This is a genomic window from Paenibacillus amylolyticus (assembly GCF_047302515.1).
Taxonomy (GTDB): Bacteria; Bacillota; Bacilli; order Paenibacillales; family Paenibacillaceae; genus Paenibacillus; species Paenibacillus amylolyticus_G.
The window spans coordinates 1,095,701-1,110,184 of record NZ_CP168019.1; the positions used below are offsets into that span (position 1 = coordinate 1,095,701).

Here is a 14,484-nt window from a genome sequence, read left to right on the forward strand (position 1 = left end):
TGAATGGAACGAATGTCATGATTTTGGGACGAGTGGGGGGATCTTTTCGTGAAGGGATCAAGCGTAAATCTGCGGCGCAGGTTGCTATGGAGTTTAATGATTTTAGTTTTGTTATTTTCGGCCCTGATGATCAGGCTTGCTTATGTACAGCTCGGGGAAGGCCCTGAATTGTCAGCAAAAGCAGAAGAATCCTGGCGGCGTAATATTCCTTACTCAGCCAAGCGGGGGGAGATCCTGGATCGAAATGGAACCTCTCTGGCCTATAATGTGACAACACCGACCATTATGGCCATTCCGGCTCAGGTTAAAGAAGCTGAAACCACAGCTAAAGCGCTGGCCCCATTGCTTGGGATGACGGAAGAAAAAGTGCTCACAACCATCAAGAAACGAGAACTCATTGTACGACTACAACCCGGCGGCCGCAAAATTACGATGGAGAAAGCTCAGCGCATCCGTGATTTGAAGCTTCCGGGTATCGTTGTTGCTGAGGACAATAAACGTTTTTATCCTTATGATGACTTGGCTGCCCATATTCTTGGTTTTACGGGCATTGATAATCAGGGCTTAACGGGTGTCGAGAAGAAATATGATGATAAGCTGAATGGTTTGAATGGCAGTGTGTCCTACTTGTCCGATGCGGCCGGAAGGCTAATGCCGGGCTCATCCGAGAAGTATGTGGAACCGAAGGACGGCCTTAACCTCAAGCTGACCATTGATAAATCCATTCAGTCCATCATGGAGAGAGAACTGGATCAGGCCATGGTGAAGTTCCAGGCGAACTCAGCATTGGCCATAGCGATGAATCCCAAAACAGGTGAAATCTTGGGGATGTCCAGCAGGCCGGGATACGAACCTGCCGATTATCAACAATATCCCGCGGAGATATACAATCGGAATTTACCGATCTGGATGACCTACGAGCCGGGTTCCACATTTAAGATTATTACCTTGGCAGCAGCGCTTGAAGAGAAAAAGGTCAATCTGCAACAGGATCAATTTTTTGATCCCGGATATGTTGAGGTGGGTGGAGCCCGTCTGCGTTGCTGGAAAAAGGGCGGCCACGGAAGCCAGACCTTCTTACAAGTTGTGGAGAACTCATGTAACCCGGGCTTTGTGGCTTTGGGGCAGAGGCTGGGCAAAGAATCGCTCTTCTCCTATATTAAAGACTTTGGTTTCGGTACCAAGACAGGGATCGACCTTAGCGGAGAAGCCAGTGGAATTCTGTTCAAACTGTCCAGAGTGGGACCTGTCGAGCTTGCAACGACGGCTTTTGGTCAAGGTGTATCCGTAACGCCCATTCAGCAAGTAGCAGCTGTGTCAGCGGCCATCAATGGGGGTAAACTTTACAAGCCTTATGTTACGAAAGCGTGGGTCCATCCGGTCACAGGGGAAGTCATGGAAGAAGCCAAGCCGGAACTGGTTCGTCAGGTGATCTCGGAGAATACATCCAAACAAGTACGTGAAGCACTCGAGAGTGTTGTTGCAAAAGGTACCGGGCGTCCAGCATTCATTGATGGATACCGGGTCGGTGGCAAAACAGGTACAGCCCAGAAGGTTATCAACGGACGTTATTCCTCGACTGAGCATATCGTATCCTTTATCGGATTTGCACCGGCAGATGACCCTCAGATTGTGGTCTATACCGCAGTTGATAATCCCAAAGGAATTCAGTTCGGAGGTGTGGTTGCCGCCCCGATTGTGCAGAACATCCTTGAAGATGCTTTGCATTATATGAATGTCCCTGTTCGGAAGGATCAGGTCGCCAAAGAATACAAGTATGGTGAAACCAAAATCGTGACAGTCCCAGACCTGACAGGAGCTACTGTTGAAGATCTGTACGAAGACCTGAACATGAATTTTATGCTGGCGAAGTCTGGCAGTGGTAAATACGTGATTAATCAGGCACCCAAACCTGGGGCGAGGGTAGATCAGGGATCAACCATCCGCATTTATATGGGGAATGTACTGAACGATGCACATGATCACACAAAGGATGAATAACAGGATTTAGGGGTAGTTTGAGGCTTCTAGCGCAACAAAATTCATCCAAGTGCGTTTCATTATTGGGTTGTATTGACGATATTAATAAATACAGACATATGTTAAAACAGAAGTATAATTGGAAAAGTGAGGTTATTCATGTGCTTTTAAAACAATTTGCATCGATGCTGACCACCGCCCGCCTCGTGGGCGAATCAAATACAGAATGCCAAAACCTTCAGACAGATTCCCGGCAGGTAAAACCGGGTGATCTGTTTATCTGTCTTCCGGGACATACGGTAGATGGTCATGATTATGCAGAAAAAGCTGTAAATGCCGGTGCAGTTGCATTGGTGGTTGAACGGCAGCTGGATCTGCCTGTACCACAATTGCTGGTGAAGGACAGCCGATTTGCGATGGCTGTTCTGGCAGATTTCTTTTTTGACTCTCCAAGCCAGAAGATGAATATGATTGGCGTAACGGGAACGAACGGAAAAACAACGACCACCTATTTGATTGAAAAAATCATGAGTGATTACGGGCGCAAGACGGGATTGATCGGTACTATTCAAATGCGGTATGACGGTCGCACCTACCCGATGTCAGGAACGACACCAGAGGCGCTTGATCTGCAGCGTAGTCTGCATGATATGGTTCAGAAGGGTACGGACTGCTGTGTTATGGAAGTTTCTTCTCACGCATTGGAACAAGGGCGAGTAAAGGGAACAAATTTCCGTACTGCGGTATTTACTAACCTGACGCAGGATCATTTGGACTACCACCATTCCATGGAGGAATATCGCGGGGCCAAAGGATTATTCTTTGCACGTCTAGGTAACGGTTATACGGAAGATGTCTCACAGCGTAAATTCGCTGTTATCAATGCAGATGACCCGGCAGCGGATTATTTCATCTCTGTGACTGCGGCTGAAGTGATTACATATGGCATGGGTGAAAAGGCGGATGTACGCGCATCCCAAATCTCAATCACGTCTCAGGGAACTTCTTTCCACGTGGATACATTTGCAGGCAGCACAGATATTCGCTTGCGCATGGTAGGCAAATTCAATGTATACAATGCAATGGCAGCAATCTCTGCAGCGCTGGTTGAAGGAATTCCGCTGGAAGAGATCAAGCGCAGTCTGGAGACGGTTCCGGGCGTGGATGGACGTGTTGAAGGAGTGGACGAAGGACAGCCATTTGCTGTTATTGTCGATTATGCCCATACACCGGATGGACTGGAGAATGTGTTGCGTACGGTGAAGGAATTTGCCGAAGGACGTGTGATCTGCGTGTTTGGCTGTGGTGGTGACAGGGACCGTACCAAACGCCCTCTCATGGGGAAAATTGCTGCGAATTATAGTGATTTTGTACTGGTTACTTCCGATAATCCACGGACAGAAGATCCGGATCTCATTCTCAAAGACATTGAACAGGGCCTGATTGAAGAATCCGTTCCTGCTGAACGTTATACGATGATTGTGGATCGACGCCAGGCGATTCATGAAGCTATTGAAATGGCAAGCCCAGCCGATGTAGTATTGATTGCGGGCAAGGGTCACGAGACCTATCAGATTATCGGCACAACCAAAACCGATTTTGATGACCGAATCATAGCCAAAGAAGCGATAAGGGGCAAATCCAATTGATAAAAAGAACATTGGCACAATTGGCCGAGATGTGTGGAGGAACATTAAGTGACGTTGCCGCTCATGGCAATGTAATGGTCGAAGGGGTGTTTACCGATTCGCGTAAACCTCTGGAAGGCAGTTTGTTTATCCCGCTAGTGGGTGAAAGGTTTGACGGACACGAATTTGTGCAAGCCTGTCTAGAGAAGGGGGCTTCAGGCGCGATCTGGCAAAAGGATCATGGTATTCCGCCACAAGGAGCTGTCATTGTTGTTGACGACACACTTGTCGCACTGCAAGCACTCGCATCTGCTTATCTAACGGAGAATAAAGCGGCTGTAGTCGGCATTACAGGCAGCAACGGCAAGACAACAACAAAGGACATCGTGGATGCCATTCTCTCGACGACGTTCAAAGTGCATAAGACGCAAGGCAACTTCAATAATCACATTGGTTTACCACTGACTGTACTAAGCATGGACCCGGATACCGAGATTATCATTTTGGAGATGGGTATGAGTGGTCGCGGGGAAATTAACGATTTGTCGGTTATTGCGCAGCCTGATGTAGCGGTCATTACCAATATTGGTGAATCACATCTGCTTCAGCTGGGGTCCAGACTGGAGATAGCCAGAGCCAAAGCCGAGATTGCCGCGGGATTGAAGCCTGGCGGGTTACTGATCTACAACGGAGACGAGCCTTTAATTGCACAAGTCCTTGAAGAACCCGCAACGAAACAACCCGATGGATTGCAGCGGTTTACATTTGGCCTGCAAACCGATAATGATGACTATCCTACCGGACTTATGAATGCGCAAAACGGCGTAGTTTTCACCACCAAACAGTCTGGAGAACATGCATTTACGCTACCTCTGCTAGGAACGCATAATGTCGTTAACTGTCTGGCTGCTTTGGCTGTAGCCCGTCATTTCATAGTGACGACGGAGCAGATTGCCGCGGGATTGTCTCGCTTGAAACTGACAGGCATGCGTATTGAGGTTACGCAAGGCGTTAGTGGTCTAACCCTGCTGAATGATGCATACAATGCAAGTCCAACCTCCATGAAGGCCGCAATCGATGTACTAGAAGGTCTGAAAGGATACCGCATGAAAGTGGCTGTGCTTGGTGATATGCTTGAACTCGGTCCCCAAGAGCAGGATCTGCATTACGGAATCGGAGAGTATATCACATCGGCCAAAATGGACATGGTGCTGGTATATGGTCCGCTATCAGCCAAGATTGCTGAAGGAGCAAGCAAGCATATGCCTACAGAGGCTGTGCATGCTTTTATAGATAAAGAAGAAATGACCCGTTATCTACTGGAGAAACTACATCCCAGAGACGTTGTTTTGTTCAAAGCCTCAAGAGGCATGAAGCTGGAGGACGTGGTCGAAGCACTACAAATAGCACCATTACAGAATCGAGTAGACTAGAGGGGTGAACCCATGGATTTTCAGGTATTACTGTTAACAATCGGCGTTTCATTTATTCTGGCGGTGATTGCCGCACCGCTCCTGATTCCGCTGTTACGCCGGATGAAATTCGGACAGCAAGTTAGGGAAGATGGGCCTCAGAGCCATTTGAAAAAAAGCGGAACACCTACAATGGGTGGAGTCGTCATTTTAGTTGCGTTCACATTGGCCTTTTTGAAATTTTCGGCAGTCAAGAATACAGACTTTTATGTCTTGCTTGTGGCTACGCTGGGATTCGGGCTGATTGGCTTCCTGGATGATTACATCAAAATTGTGTTCAAACGTTCGCTGGGACTGACGGCCAGACAAAAAATGCTGGGCCAATTGTTCTTCAGTGCAGTGATGTGTTTCTTGCTGATCCAGAATGGACACAGCACAGCCATCTCTATTCCGGGAACGTCATTCTCGTTTGACTGGACCGGATGGTTCTATTATCCGTTTGTCGTATTCATGATGCTTGCCATTACCAATGCGGTTAACTTTACCGACGGTCTGGATGGTTTGCTGTCAGGGGTAAGTGCGATTGCCTTTGGCGCGTTTGCCATTGTGGCGATGCAAGCCACGTCGATGCCGGCAGCAGTATGTGCAGCAGCGATGATCGGAGCCGTACTCGGTTTTCTGGTATACAATGCACATCCGGCCAAAGTGTTTATGGGAGACACCGGTTCTCTGGGGATTGGCGGTGCGATTGGTGCGGTAGCCATTGTAACCAAAACAGAGCTTCTATTTGTCATCATTGGCGGTATTTTTGTTATCGAGATCCTGTCTGTCATCATTCAAGTGGTATCTTTCAAGACTCGTGGCAAGCGTGTATTCAAAATGAGCCCCATTCACCATCACTTTGAATTAAGTGGTTGGTCAGAATGGCGAGTTGTTATTACCTTTTGGGCGGTAGGCGCAATTTTGGCCGCTCTTGGACTTTATCTCAACAAGGGGTTGTAGATCATGAATCATCCTGAATCATATCGCGGACAACAAGTAGTCGTGCTCGGATTGGCCAAAAGTGGCGTACAGGTCGCCAAAGTGCTGGATCGCGCCGGAGCGAAGGTTACAGTAAATGATAAAAAAGAGAGAGATCAATGTCCCGAAGCTTCCGAATTGGAGGCTTTGGGAATTTCTGTTGTATGCGGAGGGCATCCGGATGATCTGATTCACAGTGGTGTGAAGCTGGTTGTCAAAAACCCGGGTATCCCATACCATGCTGCTCCTGTGCAGCAAGCTTTGGCATTGGGCATTGAAGTGGTGACCGAAGTAGAGGTTGCTTATCATCTATGTGCTGCACCCATGATCGGGATTACGGGCTCCAACGGCAAAACAACAACCACCACTTGGGTGGGTAAAATGTTGGAGCATGCCGGCCTCAAGCCGATCGTTGCCGGTAATATCGGAACACCTCTCTGTGAAGCGGCAGAGCAAGCTTCTCCAGATAACTGGATGGTTGTTGAGCTTAGTAGTTTCCAGCTCAAAGGAACGGTTGATTTCCGTCCCCGGATTGCCAGCTTGCTTAACGTTGCTGAGACACATCTGGATTATCACGGGAACATGGATGATTATGTGGCTTCCAAAGCCAAACTATTCGCCAATCAGCAGCCTGACGACGTAGCCATCCTGAATTGGGATGATGCGGTATGTCGTGGTCTGGTTCCTTACATCAAAGGCAGATTGATCCCCTTCTCCGTGACAGAGAAATTGGATACAGGTGTGTATGCAGATCCTCCTTATGTGGATGGAGAAGAGGATGATGTGAAGCGTCAGGTAATTTACGCGGATGAAAACGGAGATCACCACATCATTATCGACGTTGAGGACATTGGCCTTCCTGGGCGATTTAATGTGGAAAATGCACTGGCTGCTGTGGCTATTGCCGTAGCGGCAGGAGCTGATCCTGCGTTGCTGGCTGCTCCGCTTGCAGACTTCAAGGGAGTTGAACACCGACTTGAGTATGTCCTGGAGTATAACGGCTCTGCATACTACAACAACTCCAAAGCGACCAATTCGAAAGCTACGGTTATGGCCCTGAATTCGTTCAAGGAACCGGTTGTATTAATTGCTGGAGGGTTGGATCGTGGGTCAGACATGATGGAGTTGTTACCCTTGTTCCAGGAACGGGTAAAAGCTGTCGTTGCAATTGGAGAGACACGGACAAAAATTGCCAAGATCGCGGAACTTGCCGGATTAAAGCAAATTAAGGTCGTCGATAATGAGGAGGACGCTGCCCGGACGTTGACCGTTGCTGTGCAGGAAGCATCGAAGCTTGCCACTGCTGGAGATGTCGTTTTGTTATCCCCGGCATGTGCAAGTTGGGACATGTTTGCTTCCTATGAAGAGCGGGGACGCATTTTTAAAGAGGCGGCGCATAACTTGTAAGTAGGGGGGTGGAAAAGCCCCTACTTCCATGCAAGGGGTGGCCTCCTGATGAAACAGACGCGACCGGCACCAGATATTTGGTTGCTGATTTGTATTTTGGCATTGCTTGCCATCGGCATTATTATGGTATATAGTGCGGGCTCGGTGCTTGCCTTTCATGACTATGGCGATTCATTTTATTTTGTAAAAAGACAGGCCCTGTTTGCGGTGCTTGGGCTTGTGGCCATGTTCGTAACTGCTAATGTAGACTACCGGGTGTGGAGGAAATATGCCAAGCCTATATTGATTGCCTGTTTTATAATGCTCATTGCGGTGCTCATTCCTGGAATCGGTGTGGTTCGCGGTGGTGCACGAAGTTGGCTGGGCATTGGTTCGTTTGGTATTCAGCCCTCAGAATTCATGAAGCTGGGCATGATTCTGTTTCTCGCTCACTGGCTGAGCAAGGAACCGGGTAAAATCAAAACTTTCACAACGGGGCTTCTGCCACCGCTGGGATTGATCGGTTTGGCTTTTGGGATTATTATGCTGCAACCTGATTTGGGGACTGGCACCGTGATGATGGGCGCAGCGATGCTTATTATTTTCACAGCCGGAGCGCGAATGAAACATCTAAGCCTGCTTGCTCTTGGTGGCATAGCGGGGTTTGCAGCTTTGATTGCAGCAGCACCCTATCGGTTGCAGCGTATCACAGCGTTTTTGGACCCGTGGTCCGATCCGCTGGGTGCCGGATATCAGATCATTCAATCCTTATACGCGATTGGTCCTGGTGGACTGGCGGGATTGGGACTGGGTATGAGCCGGCAGAAGTACAGTTATGTACCTGAACCGCAAACGGACTTTATTTTTAGTATTTTGGCCGAAGAACTCGGCTTTATAGGTGGAATGATTGTATTATTGTTGTTTCTGGTGCTGGTGTGGAGAGGGATGCGTGTAGCCATGACCATTCCGGATGCCTTCGGCAGTCTGCTTGGTGTTGGTATCGTAGGTATGGTCGCCGTACAGGTCATTATTAACATTGGTGTTGTCATTGGCATGATGCCTGTTACGGGCATTACATTGCCTCTGATCAGTTACGGCGGGTCATCATTGACCCTCATGCTCACAGCACTGGGCATTTTAGTGAATTTATCCCGTTATGCGAGGTGACTATGCGATGCGAGTCGTTCTAAGCGGTGGCGGTACGGGTGGACATATCTATCCGGCCGTTGCCATAGCAAGACAATGCGAGGCGGAGAATCCGGACTCGACATTTCTATACATCGGAGGAACCAGAGGTCTGGAAAGTAAACTGGTTCCCCAAGAAAATATTCCTTTTAAATCCATTGATATTACGGGCTTTCGACGGAAATTGTCCATCGAAAACCTGAAGACGGTCATGCGTTTCATTCAAGGAGTACGCAAGTCCAAAAAAATGCTGAAGGAATTCAAACCGGATGTTGTGATTGGTACAGGTGGATATGTATGTGGACCTGTGGTATATGCAGCAACAAAACTGGGAATTCCGAGTATAATTCATGAACAGAACGCCATCCCTGGTCTGACGAACAAATTTTTGATGCGTTATGTGGACACGGTTGCTGTTAGCTTTGAAGGTTCTGAAAAATCGTTTTCCGGCGCAAAAAAGGTGATCTACACCGGTAATCCGCGAGCGACTACGGTAGCCCAGGCTAGCCGTGATCGTGGTTTTGCCACGTTAGGTGTACCGATGAACAGCCGTGTTGTTCTTGTGGTTGGTGGCAGTCGCGGGGCAAAAGCAATCAATCAGGCCATGGTGGACATGGCTCCATTGCTGGAACAACTGGACGATGTACATGTAGTTTACGTGACAGGAGATACCTATTTTGATGAAACGCGTGAAGCCATTCGCAGCTCATTGGGTACGATGCCAAACCACCTGCATGTCCTGCCTTACGTGCATAATATGCCTGAGGTGCTTGCCTGCACATCCTTGATTGTAAACCGCGCAGGTGCATCATTCCTTGCGGAGATTACATCACTGGGTATTCCTTCGATCCTGATTCCGTCACCTAACGTGACTAATAATCATCAGGAAGCCAATGCACGCACGCTTGAGGGTGGAGGCGCATCACTCACGATGCTGGAGAAGGATCTTACAGGCAAAGTCCTGTATGAAGCCATCGCCAAGATTATGAATGATGAATCGGGACGCAAACGAATGGCTGAAGCCTCCCGGAAACTGGGGAAACCCGATGCAGCTGAAGTGCTTGTTCATGAAATTCAGCGTCTTGCTGCACGCCGATAAAGTGCGATTGTGGGCGATTGTCACACACAAGACGGGGCTGACATAAGATACCGTATAAATCGTGACCATCGTTCCATGGCGCCAGAGCACGGTCTGTAACAACAGAACATACCGTGCTCATCGGTTTTGAAGCAAAGGAGGAAGCAAACATGCATCAGTGGATATCGTTACTATCCCAGAATAATGTTGGCAGAGTTCTTGAAAACGAATCGCTAGCCAAATACACCACATGGAAGATCGGCGGTCCTGCGGATGCACTGGTCATTCCCGAGAATAAAGAGCAGATGATGAATCTCGTTCAATTGCTTCACACTTATCAGATTCCGTGGATGCAACTTGGACGGGGCTCAAACATGTTGGTGTCAGACAAAGGAATACGTGGTGTTGTGGTGAAACTAGGCGAGGGCTTTGATTATGCCGAATTTCACGAAGGCGGTGTAACCGCCGGAGCGGCGCATTCTTTTGTTAAACTCAGTGTGGTTGCTGCCAAAAAGGAATGGGCCGGTCTGGAATTCGGCAGCGGTATCCCCGGCACTGTCGGTGGAGCTGTGTACATGAATGCAGGCGCGCATGGATCGGATGTGTCACGGATATTCAAATTCGCTGAGATTGTACTGGAGACAGGGGAATTGGTACGTTACAGCAAGGAGGACATGGATTTTGCCTATCGCCACTCTGTTCTGCATGATCGGAGAGGCATCGTGCTGGAAGCTGCATTTGAACTCCAGCATGGAGAGCGCAACGTCATTTCGGAAACGATGGCGGCTTACAAAGATCGCCGGCGCCGCACACAGCCACTGCAGATGGCATGTGCAGGTAGTGTATTCCGAAATCCACCGGGTGATCATGCAGCCCGCCTGATTGAAGCAGCAGGGCTGAAAGGAATGACCCAGGGAGGCGCACAGGTATCCACCATGCATGCCAATTTCATTGTTAATACAGGCCAAGCAACAGCAGAGGACGTTATCACCCTAATGCAGCAGATACAGAGCACTATATCATCTCAAAACGGTATTAACCTGGTACCGGAAGTCTTCGTAGTGGGTGAGCGGTAAACCCCGGAGGTGATACATTGGACAAATTGGTGATTGAAGGCGGGAAACCCCTCTCAGGATCCATACGCATCCATGGAGCAAAAAATGCCGCTTTACCGATTATGGCCGCAAGTTTGTTGGCAGATGGAGAAGTTACACTGCATAACGTTCCACACTTGCTGGACATTGAAGTGATGCTGTATATCCTGGAACGGCTTGGATGCACGTGTCGGCATGAACAGGGAACAGTGACGATTAATACCTCGTCTATCCGGTCATATGATGTGCCAGAAGATCTAATGAAGCAGATGCGCTCTTCCATTTTTTTGATGGGACCATTGCTGGCTAAGTTTGGGCAAGTGTCAGTGTATCAGCCAGGCGGCTGTGCCATTGGGGAACGCAAAATTGATCTTCACCTCCGGGGCCTGGAAGCGCTCGGAGCTTTGATTGAAGAGCAGGACCAACAGATTATCTGTCATGGGCAAAATCTGGTGGGTACAGATATTCATTTGGATTTCCCGAGTGTGGGAGCGACCGAGAATATCATGATGGCAGCCGCTATGGCTAAAGGGACGACAACCATCTGCAACGCCGCAAGAGAACCTGAAATCCAGGACCTGCAACACTTTTTGAATGCTATGGGTGCAAGCATTATTGGTGCAGGAACGGATACAATTACGATCAATGGCGTTGAGAAACTGAAGCCTTGTTCCTATGAGATTATACCGGATCGAATCGTTGCCGGAACCGTGATGATTGCAGCAGCAGCAACACGAGGCAATGTTACGCTTACACACTGCAATCCTGCTCATCTTACTTCACTTATACATGTATTGAAGCGCACTGGTGTTCAAATCACAGTCTGCAATGATATAATGACGGTGAGCTGTATGAGCCGTCCCAAATCAGTAGACCGTATTGTGACTTCTCCGTATCCTTCGTTTCCGACAGATTTGCAATCGCAAATCATGGTGCTGCTCAGTCTGGCAGACGGATTCAGTGTGATGAAGGAAACGGTATTCGAGGGCCGGTTCAAACATGTGGATGAACTGAATGTGATGGGGGCTGATATTTCAGTCGATCTAAACGCAGCATTTATCCGTGGTGTTCCCCGTCTGTACGGGGCTACAGTAGAAGCAACCGATCTTCGTGCAGGTGCAGCTCTGGTCATTGCTGGTCTGGCTGCTCAAGGCAAAACGGTTGTGGAGCAAGTGCATCATATTGACCGGGGCTACGATCAGATCGAGAAGTTATTCCAAAGTCTTGGAGCATCGGTTGAGCGACAGTCGCCCGTTTCGAAGCAGTTGGATTTTGCCAATTAACGTCCTTGGCGTCCCCTCTTGAAGGGAGGGGACCTGAGGCTTTGTGGAGCGCTACTTATGCCTAAAAGTCAAATTCCGGTTCTGAAGAAGAATCGGCCAAAAGGAAAAACAAGCCGCAAAATTGTAATTATTCTCTTATTATTATTTATTGTATTGCTGGCTGTATTATTCTTTCGTTCTTCCATGAGTCGGATTTCGGCAATTGAAATTACGGGTAATGTATATACAGCAACTTCAGAACTGCTGGAGAAAAGCGGACTGAAAGAAGGCGAACAATTTTTTGGGACAAGTACTGCCGAGGTTATTGAGCGTCTCAAGACCATCAAGGCGATTTCCACCGTTACCGTGGACAAGCAATTTCCGGGGATTATCCATATCAAGGTTCAGGAATATGCCACGGTTGCTTATGAGCTTGGTTCTGACGGTACGTTAAAAGCGATATTAGCCAGTGGGACAAGCTTGACGGTTCCGGCAACAATTGGTGTTGCTGTGGAGAAGCCTATATTGACCCAATGGAAGGCTGATGATCCACTCAAAGCCAAACTAAGCCAGACACTGGCTAAAATTCCGAATGAATTGACGACGGATATTTCGGAAATTATTCCGAATCCAACGCCTTCATTTCCGGATCAGATTCGGATGTATACCAAATCGCAGTTTGAAGTGATTACAACCGTCTCTCTTTTATCAGATAAAGTGGAGTATCTGAATCAGGTGATTGAGACCGAACGGCCTGGGAAAATTACCATGCTTGAGGCAGATACCTATGTCCCTTTCATCCCGGATGACCCGGAAGATGATGCTGAACCAGGAGCAAGCCCCTGATCTTTGCCATCATGAGGCTGGACTGAATATGAAAGCCTAGGCAGGTCGGGGTTTGACCCCGTCAGAGCAATGAAACTTGTTCTTTCTGAGATGAAGAAAAAATGATACACTTGAACTTATGGCACATGAGTTGCCTCCTTCTTTTTTCTTCAATGTTTTATGTCTGGCAACCAGATTTTGACACCCAAAAACATTGTAGAAAAAAGAGGGAAAGCCTGAAGTGTGTTGAATATGTTTTAAGAGTGTTTAAATTCGAACGTAATTTACTATTGGAGTCAGGAGGTGCCACAGACTTGAGCAACAATGACATCATTGTTAGTTTGGACATCGGTACATCCAAAATTCGCGCTATTATTGGGGAAATGAATAATGGAACCTTTAATATTATAGGAGTTGGATCTGCCGACTCGGAGGGAATTCGCAAAGGTGTAATCGTAGATATCGATCAGACGGTGCAGTCGATTCGCAACGCAGTGGATCATGCAGAACGTATGGTAGGTATTCAAATATCCGAAGTGTATGTTGGAATCTCGGGAAATCATATCGGACTGATGAGCAGTCACGGCGTCGTGGCTGTGTCTAACGAGGATCGTGAAATCGGAGAAGAAGACATGGAACGGGTGTTGAAAGCAGCCGAAGTCATTGCAGTTCCGCCGGAACGGGAAATTATTGATGTTGTCGCCAAGCAATATGTTGTGGATGGCTTGGAGGGCATACAGGACCCCCGTGGTATGATTGGTGTTCGTCTGGAAGTTGAAGCAACGATCATTACGGGTGCAAAAACCGCGATACATAATCTTTTGCGCTGCGTGGAAAAAGCGGGTCTGAAAGTAAGCGATCTGGTTCTCATGTCGCTTGGAGCGGGTCAACTGGCTTTGTCCAAAGATGAAAAAACGATGGGTTCAGTGCTTGTTGATATTGGAGCAGGTGCAACAACCATCGCCATTTTTGAAGAAGACAGTCTTGTTGCAACATCAACGTTGCCTATAGGTGGGGAATTCGTAACAAATGATATCGCCTATGGCTTACGCACGTTAACGGATCAGGCAGAGAAAGTGAAACTGAAATATGGCTGCGCCTGGTTGGATGATGCTGCTGCGGATGTGATGTTCAAAGTCACCCGAATTGGCAGTAATGTAGACAAGGAGTTTTCACAGGAGGATCTGGCAGCAATTATTGAACCTAGGGTTCAAGAAATATTCCAGATGATATCGCAAGAAGTGAAGCGTCTTGGTTACAACGAGCTTCCTGGAGGTTATATACTAACGGGAGGTACGGTCTCTATGCCGGGGGTTCTGCAGGTCGCTCAGCATGAGCTTGCTGCTTCGGTACGAGTTGCAGTTCCGGATTATATTGGTGTGCGTGACCCCGGGTTTACAAGCGGAGTTGGCATATTGCACAGTGTAATTCGCAGTTTGCGCATTCGTCCCTCGATCAATAACGGCGGTGGAAATAACAACAACAATAATAACAACAAGAAACCGACCAACCGTCCGAAGCCAAATACGGCACAGGAATCGGAGCAAAAACCCGGTCTGTTCGAGCGGCTGAAGAATATGTTCAGCGAATTTATATAACAGGTTGGATCCATTT

At 48.1% G+C, this 14,484-nt stretch carries 11 protein-coding genes; all 11 read left to right on the forward strand.

The features are described from left to right. Positions 1-48 precede the first annotated feature (48 nt). The 11 genes from ACDJ59_RS04745 to ftsA all read left to right on the forward strand — a co-directional run bounded on the left by ACDJ59_RS04745 (position 49) and on the right by ftsA (position 14,468). Complete coding sequence (locus tag ACDJ59_RS04745; protein WP_413407831.1) at positions 49-2,001, forward strand: stage V sporulation protein D; 1,953 nt, start codon at positions 49-51, stop codon at positions 1,999-2,001. A 140-nt stretch (positions 2,002-2,141) separates the two neighbouring features. After that, positions 2,142-3,629: a UDP-N-acetylmuramoyl-L-alanyl-D-glutamate--2,6-diaminopimelate ligase gene (locus ACDJ59_RS04750; RefSeq protein ID WP_076250748.1), complete on the forward strand. Its 1,488-nt coding sequence runs from the start codon at positions 2,142-2,144 to the stop codon at positions 3,627-3,629. Next, positions 3,629-5,041, forward strand: a complete 1,413-nt coding sequence (locus ACDJ59_RS04755; RefSeq protein WP_413409724.1) for a UDP-N-acetylmuramoyl-tripeptide--D-alanyl-D-alanine ligase — start codon at positions 3,629-3,631, stop codon at positions 5,039-5,041. The genes ACDJ59_RS04750 and ACDJ59_RS04755 overlap by 1 nt, the downstream gene beginning before the upstream one ends. 12 nt (positions 5,042-5,053) lie before the next feature. Then, positions 5,054-6,022, forward strand: coding sequence for a phospho-N-acetylmuramoyl-pentapeptide-transferase (gene mraY, locus ACDJ59_RS04760; RefSeq protein WP_047843751.1), 969 nt, complete (start codon positions 5,054-5,056; stop codon positions 6,020-6,022). Between the two features lie 3 nt (positions 6,023-6,025). Beyond that, on the forward strand, positions 6,026-7,447 hold the full coding sequence (gene murD / locus ACDJ59_RS04765; RefSeq protein WP_413407832.1) for a UDP-N-acetylmuramoyl-L-alanine--D-glutamate ligase: 1,422 nt from the start codon (positions 6,026-6,028) through the stop codon (positions 7,445-7,447). 48 nt (positions 7,448-7,495) lie between these two features. Further along, positions 7,496-8,593 carry a stage V sporulation protein E gene (spoVE, locus tag ACDJ59_RS04770; protein ID WP_413407833.1) on the forward strand — a complete coding sequence of 366 codons (1,098 nt, stop codon included), beginning with the start codon at positions 7,496-7,498 and terminating at the stop codon, positions 8,591-8,593. 7 nt (positions 8,594-8,600) lie between these two features. After that, entirely contained in the window at positions 8,601-9,710 is a 1,110-nt protein-coding gene (gene murG, locus ACDJ59_RS04775; RefSeq protein ID WP_413407834.1) for an undecaprenyldiphospho-muramoylpentapeptide beta-N-acetylglucosaminyltransferase, read from the forward strand. A gap of 149 nt (positions 9,711-9,859) precedes the next feature. Beyond that, on the forward strand, positions 9,860-10,765 hold the full coding sequence (gene murB / locus ACDJ59_RS04780) for a UDP-N-acetylmuramate dehydrogenase (RefSeq protein ID WP_413407835.1): 906 nt from the start codon (positions 9,860-9,862) through the stop codon (positions 10,763-10,765). Between the two features lie 17 nt (positions 10,766-10,782). Continuing rightward, positions 10,783-12,066, forward strand: coding sequence for a UDP-N-acetylglucosamine 1-carboxyvinyltransferase (gene murA, locus ACDJ59_RS04785; protein WP_413407836.1), 1,284 nt, complete (start codon positions 10,783-10,785; stop codon positions 12,064-12,066). A 57-nt stretch (positions 12,067-12,123) separates the two neighbouring features. After that, entirely contained in the window at positions 12,124-12,891 is a 768-nt protein-coding gene (locus ACDJ59_RS04790) for a cell division protein FtsQ/DivIB (RefSeq protein ID WP_413407837.1), read from the forward strand. A gap of 293 nt (positions 12,892-13,184) precedes the next feature. Next, on the forward strand, positions 13,185-14,468 hold the full coding sequence (gene ftsA, locus ACDJ59_RS04795) for a cell division protein FtsA (protein WP_036614863.1): 1,284 nt from the start codon (positions 13,185-13,187) through the stop codon (positions 14,466-14,468). Positions 14,469-14,484 lie beyond the last annotated feature (16 nt).

Coding starts and splice junctions, on each gene's coding strand:
- mraY (WP_047843751.1), top strand. CDS start 5,054: ATGGATTTTCAGGTATTACTGTTAACAATCGGCGTTTCATTTATTCTG.
- murD (WP_413407832.1), top strand. CDS start 6,026: ATGAATCATCCTGAATCATATCGCGGACAACAAGTAGTCGTGCTCGGA.
- spoVE (WP_413407833.1), top strand. CDS start 7,496: ATGAAACAGACGCGACCGGCACCAGATATTTGGTTGCTGATTTGTATT.
- murG (WP_413407834.1), top strand. CDS start 8,601: ATGCGAGTCGTTCTAAGCGGTGGCGGTACGGGTGGACATATCTATCCG.
- murB (WP_413407835.1), top strand. CDS start 9,860: ATGCATCAGTGGATATCGTTACTATCCCAGAATAATGTTGGCAGAGTT.
- ACDJ59_RS04790 (WP_413407837.1), top strand. CDS start 12,124: ATGCCTAAAAGTCAAATTCCGGTTCTGAAGAAGAATCGGCCAAAAGGA.